14 protein-coding genes and 1 pseudogene are annotated in these 16962 nt (G+C 49.9%); 5 read left to right on the forward strand and 10 right to left on the reverse strand.

Going from position 1 to position 16962, the window contains the following annotated elements:
- Nucleotides 1-87: 87 nt before the first annotated feature.
- The 7 genes from cobO to HR45_RS10460 all read right to left on the reverse strand — a co-directional run bounded on the left by cobO (nt 88) and on the right by HR45_RS10460 (nt 5818).
- Complete coding sequence (gene cobO / locus HR45_RS10430) at nt 88-723, reverse strand: cob(I)yrinic acid a,c-diamide adenosyltransferase (protein ID WP_037442655.1); 636 nt, start codon at nt 721-723, stop codon at nt 88-90.
- 51 nt (nt 724-774) lie between these two features.
- Nucleotides 775-1293, reverse strand: coding sequence for a bifunctional adenosylcobinamide kinase/adenosylcobinamide-phosphate guanylyltransferase (gene cobU / locus HR45_RS10435; protein WP_037442657.1), 519 nt, complete (start codon nt 1291-1293; stop codon nt 775-777).
- Complete coding sequence (locus HR45_RS10440) at nt 1290-2075, reverse strand: adenosylcobinamide-GDP ribazoletransferase (RefSeq protein WP_037442659.1); 786 nt, start codon at nt 2073-2075, stop codon at nt 1290-1292. The genes cobU and HR45_RS10440 overlap by 4 nt, the downstream gene beginning before the upstream one ends.
- Nucleotides 2075-3142 (reverse strand): nicotinate-nucleotide--dimethylbenzimidazole phosphoribosyltransferase, encoded by a 1068-nt coding sequence (gene cobT, locus HR45_RS10445; RefSeq protein WP_037442660.1) that lies wholly within the window; start codon nt 3140-3142, stop codon nt 2075-2077. Before cobT ends, HR45_RS10440 begins: the two co-directional genes overlap by 1 nt.
- Nucleotides 3143-3162: 20 nt before the next feature.
- The gene (locus tag HR45_RS10450; RefSeq protein ID WP_430742021.1) at nt 3163-4215 is read right to left on the reverse strand and encodes a FecCD family ABC transporter permease; all 1053 of its coding nucleotides are present in this window, start codon (nt 4213-4215) and stop codon (nt 3163-3165) included.
- On the reverse strand, nt 4184-5026 hold the full coding sequence (locus tag HR45_RS10455; protein WP_052074674.1) for an ABC transporter ATP-binding protein: 843 nt from the start codon (nt 5024-5026) through the stop codon (nt 4184-4186). Before HR45_RS10455 ends, HR45_RS10450 begins: the two co-directional genes overlap by 32 nt.
- Nucleotides 5027-5155: 129 nt before the next feature.
- A complete protein-coding gene (locus HR45_RS10460) occupies nt 5156-5818 on the reverse strand; it encodes a histidine phosphatase family protein (RefSeq protein ID WP_037442661.1) in 663 nt (220 codons plus the stop codon).
- A gap of 228 nt (nt 5819-6046) precedes the next feature.
- Between HR45_RS10460 and metH the strand changes: the two genes are divergently transcribed.
- From metH to HR45_RS19495, 5 genes and pseudogenes are all read left to right on the forward strand, one after another.
- Nucleotides 6047-9769: a methionine synthase gene (gene metH, locus HR45_RS10465; RefSeq protein ID WP_037442663.1), complete on the forward strand. Its 3723-nt coding sequence runs from the start codon at nt 6047-6049 to the stop codon at nt 9767-9769.
- A gap of 295 nt (nt 9770-10064) precedes the next feature.
- A pseudogene (locus HR45_RS19620) lies at nt 10065-10427 on the forward strand (ATP-dependent zinc protease family protein); the annotation flags it as partial.
- Between the two features lie 117 nt (nt 10428-10544).
- Nucleotides 10545-11471, forward strand: a complete 927-nt coding sequence (rimK, locus tag HR45_RS10470; RefSeq protein WP_241461102.1) for a 30S ribosomal protein S6--L-glutamate ligase — start codon at nt 10545-10547, stop codon at nt 11469-11471.
- Nucleotides 11472-11978: 507 nt separating this feature from the next.
- A complete protein-coding gene (locus HR45_RS10475) occupies nt 11979-12578 on the forward strand; it encodes a hypothetical protein (protein ID WP_037442667.1) in 600 nt (199 codons plus the stop codon).
- A 223-nt stretch (nt 12579-12801) separates the two neighbouring features.
- Nucleotides 12802-14007: a collagen-like protein gene (locus HR45_RS19495; RefSeq protein WP_052074675.1), complete on the forward strand. Its 1206-nt coding sequence runs from the start codon at nt 12802-12804 to the stop codon at nt 14005-14007.
- Between the two features lie 73 nt (nt 14008-14080).
- On the opposite strand, the gene HR45_RS10485 is transcribed toward HR45_RS19495, so the two are convergent.
- The 3 genes from HR45_RS10485 to frdD form a co-directional block, all read right to left on the reverse strand.
- A complete protein-coding gene (locus HR45_RS10485) occupies nt 14081-14782 on the reverse strand; it encodes a response regulator (protein WP_241461095.1) in 702 nt (233 codons plus the stop codon).
- Nucleotides 14751-16379, reverse strand: coding sequence for an ATP-binding protein (locus HR45_RS10490; RefSeq protein ID WP_037442827.1), 1629 nt, complete (start codon nt 16377-16379; stop codon nt 14751-14753). Before HR45_RS10490 ends, HR45_RS10485 begins: the two co-directional genes overlap by 32 nt.
- 207 nt (nt 16380-16586) lie before the next feature.
- On the reverse strand, nt 16587-16952 hold the full coding sequence (gene frdD / locus HR45_RS19500) for a fumarate reductase subunit FrdD (protein WP_037442671.1): 366 nt from the start codon (nt 16950-16952) through the stop codon (nt 16587-16589).
- Nucleotides 16953-16962: the final 10 nt, after the last annotated feature.

The following is a 16962-nucleotide window of genomic DNA, read 5'->3' on the forward strand; positions in this document are numbered from 1 at the left end:
TACGCTTTTAAATCATAGATGTGAAATATATCGACTTTAGCGGAAATCTGCGGTTAAGCACCGAATTTCCGCCAAAATCGGCGCCAGTTAATAGTCAAAACCGGGCTGCGCTTTTACGCCACGGTCAAAAGCATGTTTGACGTTATTGATTTCGCTGACCGTATCAGCCAGTTCAATCAATTGCCGGTGACAATTGCGTCCGGTAATGATGACATGTTGCATCGGTGGCCTATTTTTCAGGGCTGTCAGCACCTTCTCGAGCTCCAGATAATGAAAGCTAACCATGTAGGTGAGTTCATCCAACAACAACACATCAATGCTGTCATCGCTTAGCCATTGCTCAGCCGCTTGCCAGGCTTTCTCAGCAGCAGCGGTATCCTTGTCGCGATCTTGAGTATCCCAGGTAAAGCCAGTCCCCATGACCTCAAACTGCACGCCAGCATTTTCCAACAACTTACGCTCGCCACATTCCCACGAGCCCTTAATAAATTGCACCACGGCAGCATTTTTACCATGCCCTACGGCACGCGCAACCGTACCAAATCCGGCGGTGGATTTGCCTTTGCCATTTCCTGTGAGCACCAACAGCACACCCTTTTCATCGCTGGCCGCCGCAACACGCGCATCAACCGCTTGCTTAAGTTTCTGTTGGCGCGCCTTATGACGCGCTGCCTTTTGCTGTTCGTTGGCCGGCGGCTGGTTTGGATTCTGTTCTTCAGTCACGGTGACATCTCATGAAAATATTGGCAGCTAAGCATAACAAGTTGTATGGATTCAGTCTTTTAAACTAAGGGGTAAACCTGCCACTACTAACGTGACGCGGTCAGCGATCGCCGCGAGTTGTTGATTAAGCCAACCCGCCTCATCGACAAAGCGGCGGCTGAGTTCGCCTAATGGGACGATGCCGGAACCGACTTCATTGCTGACCAGCAGTAGTTCACCATCAAACTGCTGTACTGCCTGACAAAGCCTTTGACGACATTGCGCCATATCCGCCTCGGCTAACAATTGATTGGTCAACCACAAGGTTAAGCAGTCCACCAATACCATGTGATGATGTCCGGACAAACTGCTGAGGGTTTCGCTGAGCGCTAACGGGGTTTCCAGCAGCTGCCACTCCGTCACACTGCTACTGCGTTGCTGCTGATGCTGCTGAATGCGCTGGGTCATTTCATTATCTTCCGCCGTAGCGGTCGCAATATAGATAGCAGATGAGTGGCCAGATTGCTGGACGAGTTGTTCGGCGTAACGGCTCTTGCCACTGCGGGCGCCGCCTAAAATCAGCTGTATCATCCGCCGCTGTTCCGACCAACGAGCAGTAGGATATAGATAGCAAGCTCACTGAGTTGCTGTGCGGCACCGAGCGTATCACCGGTATAGCCGCCAATTTGGCTACGCAGCCAGAATACCAACGCAAAGCGGATAATCACTGCGCAGACAATAAAGGTAACGATTGATGCGGGCGCGACCAGCATCACGACTAATACCCCGGTAAGCAGCAGAATGCCAAGGTCATTTAGACTTTGCTGATGCGCTAAAGGTTTACTTTTGCCGTCGTCGCGGACATAGGCTTCGCTGTAGATAAGGCTCGCAGCGATGACGCGACTGAGTGTATGCGCCAGAATTAACGCAAAAAATGCCGATACCGGATCGTACAACGCCAACTCGGTTAGTAACTCGAACTTCAGCAGTAGCACCAATACCAGCGCTAGCGCACCATAACTGCCTAAACGGCTGTCTTTCATGATGCTGAGTTTGTCGGCAATGCTCCAGCCACCGCCAAAGCCATCGGCGGTGTCGGCTAAACCATCTTCATGAAATCCGCCCGTCAGCAACACGCTGGTCAGCATCGCCAGCACGATGGCAATCGACATTGGTAGCGCCAACGATACTAACCACATCACTAAGGCGGAGACGCCACCCACTATCAGGCCAACCAGACCAAAATAGCGGCTGGCGCGATTCAGGCTGTCGCTGTCTACATTGATTTGCGACGGGACTGGGATGCGCGTAAAAAAACCTATCGCAATCAGTAGCAGTCGCAGTTGTTCCAGCCAGACAGCCCGATCTCTCATTAAGCGGCTCCAGATTTCAGCATAGGCTCAACCACTGAAGTCACACCCGCTTCATCAAAGCTCGCCATTTCGTTGTAAAAGGCAACGGCCGCCTGCAGCAATGGCAGCGCCAGCGCCGCGCCAGTACCTTCACCCAACCGCAAGCCCAAACGCAACATAGGGCGTGCATTCAAACGTAATAGCAAACGTCTATGACCGTGCTCTCCAGACTCGTGCGAGAAGATCAGGTAGTCGCGTACCGCTGGCGCCAGCTCAACCGCAGCCAATGCCGCCACAGATGCGATAAAACCATCGACCAATACTGGCACGCCAAACTCAGCTGCTGCCAAAATAGTGCCGGTCATCTGCACGATTTCATAACCGCCCAAACACGCCAAAATCTGAATCGGATTCGTCAGGTGTGAATAGTGCTCTAGCAAGGCTTGCTCCACAATAATACGTTTACGTTTTAACGCAACGATGTCGATGCCAGTGCCCTTACCGGTACATTCGGCCACCGGAATGCCTGTCAACGCTGCCATAACGGCGGCGGCCGAAGTGGTGTTACCAATGCCCATTTCGCCTATTGCCAACAGGTTACTGCCATTGGCCACATGACGTTCTACCAACTCACGGGCAAAGGCAAAACCTTTATGCACAGTGTCGATGCTCATCGCGGCTTCTTTGTGCATCGCTTGAGTACCGTTACCCAGACGTTGGTTGATGATGCGCGCATCATCCACTGGGGTTTTAATGCCACAATCAATCACTTCTAGCGCCATCCCATTTTGGCGACAGAAAACATTGATCGCAGCGCCACCATTCACAAAGTTCGCAACCATCTGCGTGGTAATGTCACTGTCACCAATCGATACGCCGTAATCGGCAATACCGTGGTCGCCAGCAAACACCAGCATGGTGGGTTTGTTGATCGCTAATTTGTCAGTAGCGGAAGTTAACTGAATACGCCCTAATTGCAGTGCCAGTGATTCGAGTTCACCGAGAGCACCAAGGGGCTTGGTTTTATTGTCAATACACGAGTGTATCTCACTATCAAGTGAGTGATTAACTGGGGATACCTTGTACATACGATTCCATCCTGATTGATTTACTGTCCGCGTCTTCGTAATACGAACAGGAAAAACACACTACCTACAGCCGAGGTGAGCACGCCCACCGGCAATTCCTGTGAAGGCAGTACACTTCTAGCGAGCACATCTACCCACACCATAAACAGGCCACCTACTATCGCCGTCAGCAATATCGGTTGCTGTCCGGGCAATAACAGACGTACCAGATGGGGCACCATCAACCCCACAAACCCAATCCCGCCACAATGTGCCACCAAAGTTGCGGTGATGAGCGAGCACAACAGCAACATTCCCAGCCGCATTTTCACTACCCTGACCCCCAGAGTGTGTGCGGTCTCATCACCACTTAACATGGCAAGGATCTGTCGCTTTTGGCCAAACACTAAGCCAAGTGCAATGGTCACTACGCCTACCGGCAACCACAAACTGTGCCACTCGGCCTGAGCAAAACTGCCCATGGTCCAAAACAGCATAGACTGCGCCGCCAACGGCGTAGAGAAGTACAACAACAAGCTGGTAAGTGCGCCAAACATGAATGACACCGCCACACCGGACAGCAACATACGTTCGACTTGGCTCGTCATCCTATGCCCCGCTAATGCCAGTACCAGCAACACTGACAAACAGGCCCCCAGAAATGCCCCGGCGGGCAAGGATAAACCAGCCAACACTGTCCCACCGGTCAGGGTTATCGCCAACACAGCGCCAAAAGAGGCACCAGAGCTAATCCCAAACAGATAAGGATCTGCCAGCGGATTACGCGTGACGCTTTGCAATACAAAGCCACTCAGCGCTAAACCCGCTCCTGCAGTAAATGCCAAAATGATCCTTGGTAAACGCAGCTCCCAGATAATCTGTTCACGAATGCCGGACACTTGCCCCATGTCCAACCAGCGCTTACCCAGTACATTGAGTACATCCACCACACCAATTTCCGCCGCCCCAAAGCTGGCTGCCAGCAGCGGCGTTAGCACTAACAACATCAGCAGCAGACACCAGCAAAGAGTGCCGCGTCTAGGCTGTGCTGCCAGCAGGTTGTCAGGCGTTATTGGCATCTGTGACAACCTCATTATTCGTCTCACTGTCATTGCTAAAGCCATTTTCGTGATGATAACCATAGTAATAATGGATTAACGGCTTCGCTAATTGCGGATGTGGTGTCACTTTGCAACAGACACCAAACACCTGCGAAATTTGACTCTCCGTCAGCACCTCTTCTGCTGCACCAAAGGCGACACAACGCCCCTGAGACAACAACAACAGCTCATCGCACAGCGCCGATGCCAAGTTCAAATCATGAATTGAAGCGATAACCGTGATCCCGAGACTGCGTACCAGTTCGAGAATCTGAATTTGATAACGGATATCCAGATGATTTGTCGGCTCATCAAGAATCAATAATGAAGGTCGCTGCACTATCGCCCGGGCGATTAACGCTCGCTGTTTTTCGCCACCAGAAAGGTGACTAAAAGACGCATATGCTTTGTCGGCCAATCCAACCTGGCATAACGCTGAGTGAATAGCGTTATTATCCTCCTTGTTATCCCATTGGAAAAGGCCTTTATAAGGGGTCAGACCGGTGGCCACTATTTGCTGAACATTGGTGTTCATTTCGGTCGGAGTGTCCTGTAACACCACCGCCACCGTTTGCGCAAAGGTTTTATGACTTATGCTATTGATTTCTTTATCATTAAGTAGGACTTTACCCGCTTGTGGCTGGTGATAGCGATATAGGCAGCGAAGTAAACTGGACTTACCAGCACCGTTGGGACCGATTAACCCCAGCATTTTGCCCGGTTGCAGCGCAAAACTTACGTCTTGCAAAATCTGCGTGCCGTCGGCTGACCAACTGAGATTTTCTGCCCTGAGGGCAGCATTCATGAGCCACCTCCGCGTTGTTCGCTCATCAAAAAATCGCTTAAGGCTACCAGCTTCACTGAGACTGTCACTCTGTTTCCTGAATAATTAAGAGCTTAGCCTAGGTTTATAGGGCTGATAAACAGAGAAAGGTTAGAAGTTCCAGTGTAGTCGCCCGGAACATTGCCACTCACCATCAACTTCGGACGCAAACAGGCTAATTTTCACAACCGAACCGTAAGGCAAGTCAAACGCATTAAATAATCCGGCAGCAGGTAACTCGCCGGGGCAAATGACATCACTCATAAGCGAGCGGATCACGCCCCCATGAGTCACTAACATCGCATAGTCTTTGTCGGCTTTTAATAACTGTTGCTGCAGCTCTTTCCAGCCGGTAACAACGCGTTGATGAAACTCACGTACGGGTTCACCGTGTGGCGGGGTGATATCAAGAGGGTCTTGCCAAAAGGCAATCAATTCGTCGCTATGACAGGCTTCTAATTCTGCAAAAGGAACGCCGTCCCAATCACCAAAATCAAGCTCAGACAACCACGGCGAGACTTGCAACGAACGCTCAAAAAACTCTGGCATATCATCAACTAACGCATCGGCAAAATCACAACAGCGACGTAGCGGAGAACTGAGGATAGACAGACGAGCACCGTCAATATCATCAGAGATGATGCGCCATGCATCCCACATCTGCTCTTCACCCACAATACTCAAAGGCACGTCGGTTTTACCGCGTAACATCTCACCACCTTCACAGTGGCCATGCCGCATCAAGTATATCGTCAATTTACGGGTTCGGGTCATGCTGGATCCTTTGCTTCAACTCGGGTTCTTGCTGCCAATTTCACCTTGCCGCAGTAACCTTGAATCCGTATCATGGACGTCTATACGTATAAATGTCCAAAACAACCCATTAATTAAGCCTGCAGCCGCATCTAAGATGCCATAATTACGGCGTATGCCGAATGTGATCTGGATCATACAACAATTGTAGGCATTTGTGTCCATGGCATGAAGAAAAGGTTTTTAACGATGGCAACTTGCAAAACCCCGTCAGCGCCGGTTCGACAACAGCTCGAATCTACACTTTCTCAGCGTATTCTGATTATTGATGGCGCCATGGGTACTATGATCCAAGGGTACAAGCTGGAAGAAGCCGATTACCGTGGCGAACGCTTTCAAGACTGGCACTGCGATGTCAAAGGTAACAATGACTTACTGGTGTTAACGCAACCTGACATTATTAAAGCCATTCACCGTGAATACCTTGAAGCGGGTGCCGATATCATCGAAACCAACAGCTTCAACGCCACCACAGTGGCGATGGCCGATTACGACATGCAAGAGCTGGTGACTGAGATTAACTTTGAAGCCGCCAAACTTGCCCGCCAAGCCGCCGATGAAGTGGCCGCAGCGACAGGGATTCCACGTTACGTTGCTGGCGTACTTGGTCCGACCAACCGCACTTGCTCGATCAGCCCAGACGTTAACGACCCAGGTTTCCGTAACATTCACTTCGATGAGTTAGTGACAGCTTACATGCAGGCTACTGAAGCGCTGATCAACGGCGGCGCCGATATCATCATGGTGGAAACCATCTTTGATACGCTCAACGCCAAAGCCGCGCTGTTTGCCATCGATGAAGTGTTTGAAAAGCTCGGCCAACAGCTGCCAGTAATGATTTCCGGCACCATTACCGATGCCTCCGGCCGTACCCTCACAGGTCAAACCACCGAAGCTTTCTATAACTCACTGCGCCACATCAAGCCGCTCTCTTTCGGTTTGAACTGTGCCTTGGGGCCAAAAGAGCTGCGCCCCTATGTGGAAGAACTAGCGCGCATCAGCGAGACCTTTGTTTCAGCGCACCCGAACGCTGGCCTGCCAAACGAGTTTGGTGGCTACGATGAAACGCCAGCAGAGATGGCCGAAGTTATCGGCCAATGGGCCAAAGAAGGCCTGCTCAACTTGGTTGGCGGCTGCTGCGGCACCACGCCAGCGCATATTAAAGCGATTCGTGAAGCGGTGGAGCAGTATCAGCCGCGCGCACTACCCGATATTCCGGTTGCCAGCCGCTTGTCCGGTTTGGAACCACTCACTATCGACCGCAACTCGCTGTTTATTAACGTCGGCGAACGTACCAACGTCACTGGCTCAGCGCGCTTTTTGCGGCTGATCAAAGAAGGCGATTATGAAACTGCACTCGATGTCGCCCGCGACCAAGTAGAAAACGGCGCGCAGATCATCGACATCAACATGGATGAAGGCATGCTTGATGGCGTGGAAGTGATGACCCGCTTCCTCTACCTCATCGCCTCTGAGCCAGATATCTGCAAAGTGCCGATCATGATCGACTCGTCCAAATGGGAAGTGATTGAAGCGGGTCTCAAATGTATTCAAGGCAAAGGCATTGTGAACTCGATTTCGCTCAAAGAGGGCGAAGCCAAATTTATCGAGCAAGCCACCTTAGTTAAACGCTATGGCGCCGCTGCAATCATCATGGCGTTCGATGAGCAAGGCCAAGCGGATACTCGCGCCCGTAAAACTGAGATCTGTACTCGCGCCTATCGCATTCTGGTCGATCAAGTCGGCTTCCCGCCGGAAGACATCATCTTCGACCCGAACATTTTTGCGGTCGCTACCGGCATCGACGAGCACGATAACTATGCGGTCGATTTCATCGAAGCCATCAAAGATATTAAAGCGACCTTGCCGCACGCGATGATTTCTGGCGGCGTGTCGAACGTATCGTTCTCGTTCCGTGGTAACAATACGGTGCGTGAAGCTATCCACGCGGTGTTCCTCTATCACGCCATCAAAGCGGGAATGGACATGGGCATTGTTAACGCCGGTCAGTTGGCGATTTACGATGACATCGACCCGCCACTAAAAGAGCGCGTAGAAGCGGTGGTGCTCAACCTGCCCTGCCCAGTCGCTGATTCCAGTAACACTGAACAGTTATTGGAGATTGCCGAAAACTATCGCGGCAATGGCGCCGGCGCAGCCAAACCTGAAGAACAAGAGTGGCGTCACTGGCCGGTAAACAAGCGCCTCGAACACGCGCTGGTCAAAGGCATTACCGAATTTATCGACGAAGATACCGAAGAAGCGCGTCAAGCCGCCACTCGACCGCTGGATGTGATTGAAGGGCCGTTGATGGACGGCATGAACGTGGTCGGCGATCTGTTCGGCGAAGGCAAGATGTTCCTGCCGCAAGTGGTAAAATCCGCCCGCGTGATGAAAAAAGCGGTGGCCTACCTCAACCCGTTTATTGAAGCGGAAAAAGTTGAAGGCCAAAGCAACGGTAAAGTGCTGATGGTGACCGTGAAAGGTGACGTGCACGATATCGGCAAAAACATCGTCGGCGTAGTGCTGGCCTGTAACGGCTATGAGGTGATCGATCTTGGCGTGATGGTGCCGGTAGAAAAGATCGTCGAAACCGCCCGCAAAGAAAAGGTCGACATCATCGGCATGTCGGGGCTGATTACCCCAAGCCTTGATGAGATGGTGCACAACGTCAAAACCTTCGAGCGTGAAGGTTTGACCATTCCAGCAATTATCGGCGGCGCCACGTGCTCGAAAATTCATACTGCCGTGAAGATTGCCCCGCATTATCCGCACGGAGCGATCTACATTGCCGATGCGTCGCGGGCGGTACCGATGGTGAGCAAGCTCATTAACGATGACACTCGCCAAGCGACTATCGATGCCACGTACCAAGAATATGCGGTGATGCGCGAAAAACGCCTGTCGCAAACCAAACGTAAAAAACTCGCCAGCCTCGAAGCGGCGCGTGAAAACCGCGTGACTCACGATTGGGCAGCGAATCCACCAATCAAACCCAAGCAGCTCGGCATTCAAGTGTTTGATGATTATCCGCTGACGGACTTAGTCGATCGCATCGACTGGACGCCGTTCTTCCGCGCTTGGGAACTGCACGGCCATTATCCTGAGATTTTGGAAGATAAGATTGTTGGTGAAGAAGCCAAGAAAGTATTCGCCGACGGCAAAGCGATGCTGCAAAAAATCATCGACGAAAAATGGCTCACAGCCAAAGCGGTGATTGGCTTGTTCCCTGCCAACAGCGTCAACTTTGATGACATCGAACTCTACAGCGATGACAGCCGCAGCGAGGTATTGATGACCACCCACCATCTGCGGATGCAGATTGAACGGGTCGGCAACCACAACTTCTGTCTGTCGGACTTTGTTGCGCCAAAAGAAACTGGTGTAGCCGACTATATGGGCGGCTTTGCAGTGACCGCAGGTCACGGCATTGATGCGCATCTTGAGCGTTTTGAAGCAGCGCACGATGACTATAGCGCCATCATGCTCAAGTGTTTGGCGGACCGTTTGGCGGAAGCCTTTGCCGAACGGATGCACGAGCGAGTGCGCAAAGAGTTTTGGGGTTATGCCGCCGATGAGAACTTGGATAACGAAGCGCTGATCCGCGAGAAATACAAAGGCATTCGCCCTGCGCCTGGCTACCCGGCTTGCCCCGATCACACCGAAAAAGGCCTGCTATGGGATTTGCTGAAGCCGAATGAATGTATCGATCTCAACATCACCGAGAGCTTTGCCATGTATCCGACCGCAGCGGTGTCTGGCTGGTACTTTGCCCATCCGCAATCGCGCTACTTTGGCGTGACCAATATTGGCCGCGATCAGGTAGAAGATTATGCCCGCCGTAAAGGCATGAGCATTGTTGAAACCGAGAAATGGCTGGCGCCAGTGTTGGATTACGATCCGGAACAATAATCGGCCAGCGCTCGCAGCCAACATCCCCGTTCAAAAGGCACTCCTCAGTGCCTTTTGTCTTTTCAGTACAGCACGACTTATTTGGCCTAAGCATGCATAACTCAATGTTGCCACGGCCACACTCTCAGCGAGATTTGTGCGGCAAAGATGAAATTTTCATGGCGGCGTCATAAATCACTTTGCCAACCGTGGCTTTTCAGCTATAAAGCACGCCAATCGGCGACTATGCTTGTAGTAGCCAGCATTTTGATTTCTTCAGGATGTTCAGTCCTTACTATTCGAGCGTTTACAAAACATGATACAAAGCAATGAGCCGAAAATTGTTATCGGTAGTGATGAGTGGTGCGCGTTTCCTACGCTTAATATCCCCGCCATTAAGGCGCGCGTGGATTCTGGTGCCAAAACCTCATCATTGCATGCCATCAATATTCAGCCTTTTTCGCGCAACGGCGAGCCGTGGGTGTCATTTGAGGTGCATCCGATTCAGGATAACCGCAAAGTCACAGTCCATTGCGAAGCGAAAGTGATCGATCAGCGCATCATCAAAAGCTCCAGTGGCGATCGTGAAAAGCGCTTGGTGATCCGTGTACCGCTCGCTCTGGGTGAACAACTGTGGGATGTCGAAGTGACCCTGACCAATCGCGACAGCATGGGCTATCGTATGCTGCTGGGGCGCGAAGCAATGCATGGCCGTACACTGGTTGATCCGGCGGGACACTGCTTGCTGGGTGAACGCTTATCCGATCAACTTGCCCACTTATATCAGGCACCCGAGATCCGCACTACTGGCCTTAAAATCGGCCTGTTAGCGAGTAACCCGAGCCTGTACAGCAACCGCCGCATTATTGAAGCCGCTGAAAGTCGTGGCCACGAGATCCAGTTTTTTAATATCAAAAACTGCTATATGAAGCTCGATGCCACCCGGCCGGAAATTCACTACCGTGGCGGTTTAGTGTTGAATGAGCTCGATGCCGTCATTCCGCGGATTCGGCCGAGCATGACCTTCTATGCCTGCACTCTGTTGCGCCAGTTTGAGTCGCTCGGCATTTACTGCTTAAACAACTCTGACGCCATTGCCCAATCGCGCGATAAACTGCGGGCGTTGCAACTGTTGCTGGATAATGGTCTGGACATTCCCACCACCGGCTTCGCCAATTCACCACTCGACACGGGCGATTTGATCAACATGGTCGGTGGCGCACCGCTGATCATCAAGCTATTGGAAGGTACCCAAGGTAAAGGCGTGGTGTTGGCAGAGACCCGCAAAGCGGCAGAGAGTGTGATTAACGCCTTTAAGAGCCTGAATGCCAACATTCTAGTGCAGGAATTTATCAAAGAATCGAGCGGCAAAGATCTGCGCTGCTTTGTGGTTGATGGCAAAGTGGTGGCCTCAATTCAACGAGTGGCGGCACCGGGCGAGTTCCGCGCCAATATTCATCAAGGTGGTCGTGCAGAACTGATTAAAATTACCCCGGAAGAGCGCCGTATTGCCATTAAAGCGGCCAAAGCGATGGAGCTAAAAGTCGCGGGTGTGGATCTGATTCGCTCTAACAAAGGGCCGTTACTGCTGGAAGTGAACTCATCACCTGGCCTTGAGGGGATTGAAACCGCTACTAACGAAGATATTGCCGCGAAGATGATAATGGCAATTGAAAAGCAGTTGGCGGGACGACGTAAAGCTGATGCAACCAGTGCTAAATAGTCGATAAGTATCTTAGGAGCGATCATCTGATCGCTCTTTTTTTGAACCTATTTTTGCAAGTGCCGTTACACACCTAAGTCAAAGTTGATGCACTCGTTATAGAGCAACATCAATAATCAGCTTGTTTTTAAGGGGTAGTAAAGACAAAAATTTATTATATTCTGTCTCAAATATTGCTTTCTATAAAACAGAGTAACAAACGTATAAATTTGTTTCATTTATTACATATGAATACGGTCATATTTTATTTTTCCACTGTATCAATTTGTATTACACCCACTTACACAAAATAAAAATAAAACAACTAAAATCAGTAACTTATTATTTTTACAAGCGTAAAGATATTTTTTAAAAACCAATTCCCTCTATAACACTTAAGATATTCAATAAAGCTTCAAAATAAATCACCGATACTCATATTTGGTTAGGTTTAATTTAGTCATCAACAGCAACTAATAAGACTTGGCTTCCAATATAAAACAACAACTTTATATAATGGAGACACCTATGAATATCTCAGGCATATCTTCACTGACGACTATGCCGTCTATCACCAGTTCGACAGCAACCTCCTTGCAAAACCAGTTGCAGGCATTGGTCGGTTCGATTAATTCAGGCGATCTCGCCTCAGCACAAGACAGCTTCGATGCGATTGTGAGCGCCTTACCATCGAGTAGCAGTGGATTTAGTGACTCAGATCCGGTCGGACAATTTCTATCAGCGGTTGAAACGAGTTTAGCGGACGGCGATCTGAGCAGCTTACAAAGTGCGGCTGACACTTTCTCCAGCCTCACCCCACCAACCAATGGTGAAATGCCACCTCCTCCACCGACAGCAAATCATGACAGCAGCAGTGATAATCTACTGAGTTTGATCTCTGCCTTAAACGATGGCGATACGGACAGTGCTCAGAGTGCATATGATTCACTTATCGCCTCTTTGAGCGCTAATGATAGCGAGTCAGACGACAGTGATAATCCGTTAAAAAACGCCTTGTCTCAAATTGGTGATGCGCTGGATAGTGGCGACACAGCACAGGCACAAAGTTACTTGCAAGATATATTGCACAATCTGGCGCCCGGTTCTCTGGTCAACGCCTCAGTATAAACAGCCGCATGCGTATAAAGAATGTCGCTAACCACGTGTAATAATGAGTGTTGGCGGCATTTTTATTGTCTTCAATCCTGCGTCACGCAGCAAGCAACAGGTCTGATCTTATATCGGTGTCCGCTAATATTTTGCCTTTTCCAGCAAGCTGGCTAATGCTTAATCCTTTGCTGTTCTAGCGTTCGGGATTACGGACGATTGCTACAAGCACGAGGAAAGCGGAATGAAACTTCTGGTATGGATAACCGCAGTAGTGACAGTCGGTATGTCATCGGTACAGGCAAAGACAGACAACATAAAACAACGCGTGGAACAGCTAGAAAGCAACGTTAGTCAGTTAACCACCGATCTTCAAAATGTAGAACTCACACCCGGCCCGCAAGGTGAAGCGGGTCCGCCTGGCCCAATGGGACCACAAGGCATACAAGGCACGGAAGGAGTACAAGGGGAAGCTGGTCCGCAGGGCGAGCAAGGTATACAAGGTGATATCGGTCCAATGGGACCGCAAGGTGAGCCGGGCCCCGCAGGTCAGGACGGCGCCACCGCCGACGATTTACAGGCGATTTACGCCGAACTTGAACGCCTGAGCGCTCAACATACAGGCGGTAATGCTAACAATAGTGTTATCGGCAGTATGACAATTGATGGCAATGGTCAGCTGCCTATTACAGCCTTGTCATTTGCTGTCGCACGGCAACTCGGCGAAGCCAGTGGTTCGACATCTCGGATTGGTCGTCTTAACATGGCGGATATAGCGGTGGCGTTAGATCAGGGACGGCAATCGCGGCCATTGTTGCAAGCGTTGCTTTCAGATCAGCCGACCAGTTCGGTCAGTTTTCAATTCACCGACTACCCACAGATACAGCTAAATCTCCAGCAGGTCATCTTCAGCAGCTATAGTGACGGCAACGGCCAAATCTCCTTGACGATATCACCTGCAAATTTCCAATTTAGCTACAACAACAGTACGGTACTTATCGATAATTTGGCCGCTACTCAGCAAGTTCCTGACTGTGCTGCGGAGACGTTTCTCGCCATAGGCCCTCTACCCGCAAGTAAAGAAACTTTCTTACCGATAGACAGCTACAGTGTTGGGTTAGGACGATCGGTTGATTATCTCACGCAACACCAAGTGTCGATACTTTCAGTATCGGAGCTCAACTTCGGTAGCGAACTGCAAGAACCGTTACTTTGTATGCTGGGTAATCCCAACGACATAGAAAAAGTTGTGATCGAAGATCATCAATATATAACGGGTCAGCAGCAGCCAAATAAGATTACGCTTGATCAGTCCATTGCGAGTAGCTTTGCGTTATCTATGTCTTCGGCTGGCGTGCAGACGAGCATTGGCTTGGCATTCAGCCGCATCACTTGGGAAAACGATGAAGGGCAAGTGCAGTATGATTTGACGACGAATACCTCACCTTAAGGCGGGAGAGGTAATGAGACAAAAAAAGACCACCGCAAGGTGGTCTTTTTATACTTGTTCAGCCGTGGTGAGCCTAATCTAGCAAATTCACGTCAGTCAGCTGATACAAACGACGCGGACGTCCTCCGGTCTTGTAGTTCAATACCATTTTAACGACGCCTTCAGATTCCAGATATTCCAGATAACGGCGCACCGTAATACGGCTCACGTTCATGCGTTCACTCATATCATCCACAGAAAAGTCCGTCAGCTTTTCCTCTTTGAGGATCTGCTTCAGCGATTCTAGCGTGGTGGCATCAATCCCCTTTGGTGTTTTACGCACTGGGGCATTGGTACTGCGCTTACCCAAGATCAGATCAATCGCACCTTGGTCAACGGTGTCATGGCACGCCAGTTTTTGACGATACAGTTTGTAGTCGTCCAGCGCTTGACGCACCCGTGACATACGCACAGGTTTTACCAAATAGTCGCTAATGCCCAGCTGGACCGCGTGTTCTACCGTGGTAGCGTCACGTTCAGCAGTGGTCATAATGAAATAGCAGTTGGCACCATCGCGGCGTAGCTTTTGGATCACGTCCAAACCGCTACCGTCTGGCAGGGTAATGTCAACAAACACCAACTGCGGTTTATACAGTTCAAACTGCATCAAAGCGTCAGCGTAGGTTTCGCTCACGGCCACCACTTCGAAGTCGGTGTGCTGGTTAATGGTTGATTCCAGTGCGTAACTCGCTCTGGGATCATCCTCAATAATCATGGTAGTGACTTTCTTCTTCATAGCGCTTGATTTCGCCTTTATCAAGGTAGATGGAGAACAGGGTGGTATTATCTTCAGTGCGTTCCCAGTCGATACTGCCGTTCAACTGATTAACCAGCTCGTTGACAAGATACAGGCCGACCCCGGTTTGTTCCTGTTCATCTTTACTGCTGACACCAAATTCGAGAATATTATCGGCAATCTCCGGCGCTACGCCGGCGCCGCTGTCCTGTACTTCAAGGATAACATGTTGACTGCGATCACTCACATAGATCTGCACCATAGGCGCAGCGTTATGCTTGTTATTGCAGGCGGCTAAAATGCCGTTATCAATGAGGTTTGCTAGTATCGTCGCCAGTTTTTCTGAGACCGGCTTACTGTAATCCTTAAGGATATTATCTTCATCCAACAGGTACTTGACGCCGAGCTCTGCCGCCTTGTTGTATTTCGCCAGTAACAAAGATGCGACAGTACTATTTTGGATGGAGCGGACAATGTTGCCAATAATCCGTTGATGGCCTTTACTCTCACGATCGATAAACTCAATCGCATCATCGTAATGCTGCAACTGCAACATACCACTTAACACATTGAGTTTATTTGAGTATTCATGAGTTTTACTACGCAACAGTTCAGCGTAGTTCTTGTAGTAAATCAGCTCTTTCTTCAGCTCGTTGAGCTGCATATCTGACAGGAAAATGATCACATAACCATGATGTTCCTGACCACTCTGCAATGGGTAAATGCAGACCCGATAATCGAGTTTGCCGAGTTTAATGGTACCGGTAAATTCGCGACCAGTACCCGCTTTAACTATCTGACTTAATGCCGTTGAAAATCGCGCAAGCGGCTGATGAATAAAATCTTTTTTACCCATACTGCCCATGGCAATAATTTTGGTGGCAATGTCGTTGATGGCGGTGATATTGAGGTTATTATCGATAGAGACTATGGGGTCACGAATCGCATTAAAGATACGATCATGTTCCATCAGCATGTTAACAACCAGTTCAGGGTCGAGGTCTTTCATGGTGCGATTCAGCTTAGACATCAAGGTCACAATCAGCATGATGGCCACCAACAGCACCATGATCACCACAATCAATAGATTAGAGTGTTGCTTGATAAACAGGTGTGCCACTTCTTCGTTGAGAATACCGACGCACACCGCGCCGACCACTTTGCCATCGACCATTACCGGCGCAAAACTACGGATCGCTTTCCCCAGCGAGCCAACGGCGTAGTTGCTGTGCTTAATCCCGTTTTCTAAGACGGGAATTAAGTCTTCACCGACAAATTTCTGACCGACTTTTTTCGGATCTGGGTGACTTAAACGAATGGCGTATTTATTGACGACAACAATGAAGGTGACTTCAGTTTGCGCTCGCAAACTTTCGATATAAGGACGAATATTAACGCCGCCATGCTGATTGGCTTCTTCAACGGCATTAATCACGACAGGATCGAGTGCGACAATGCTCGCCATCTCCAAGCTGCGTGTTTCAAGACTTTCATCGTGAGTGGTTTTTAGCAGGTGGAAGACGGTGAAAGACATGAGTGTCAGCATCCAAGCGGTTGCCAACAAAATACTGGTGATGAAGTGCCGTTTTAATTTCATTGGTCGCTTTTTATTAAACGACAATGCATCTGAAACTTTTGCAATAACAGCTGAATTAATCATCAATATAGGAGCCTTACACCCAGAATTTTTCGAGCGCCAAGCATAGCATAGGCATTGATTAACTATAGCTAACGTAAGTAAAAAGGGGCATTTTTTGGCCTGTTCACCCACAAACAATTGGCCGCCAAATACCCCGTCAGGGACTTAGATCAGGTCAAGTACCCAAATAGCTGCCAGTACAGTGAACACTAAAGCGACGAAGTAGCACAGATATTTACCGACAGCACCCACATGGAACTTGAGGTCATGCAGACCGTGGTGTACACGGTGCATGGCGTGCCACATTGGCAAAGCGATAGTCAGTACAGTGAAGACCGCTCCGACTGGGCTAGCGACAAAGGCCAACAGTTTGTCGTAGTTCAGGTCAACCAGACCTAAGCCATGTAGCGGTAGCAACAGGCCCATCAGCAATACAGTGATTGGGGTAACGATAGCGAACCAAACACCACCGGCACCAAACAGGCTCCACCAGATAGGCTCATCAGAACGTTTTGGAGAATAATTAAGCATGATGGTCTCC

This window comes from Shewanella mangrovi, assembly GCF_000753795.1.
Lineage (GTDB): Bacteria > Pseudomonadota > Gammaproteobacteria > Enterobacterales > Shewanellaceae > Shewanella > Shewanella mangrovi.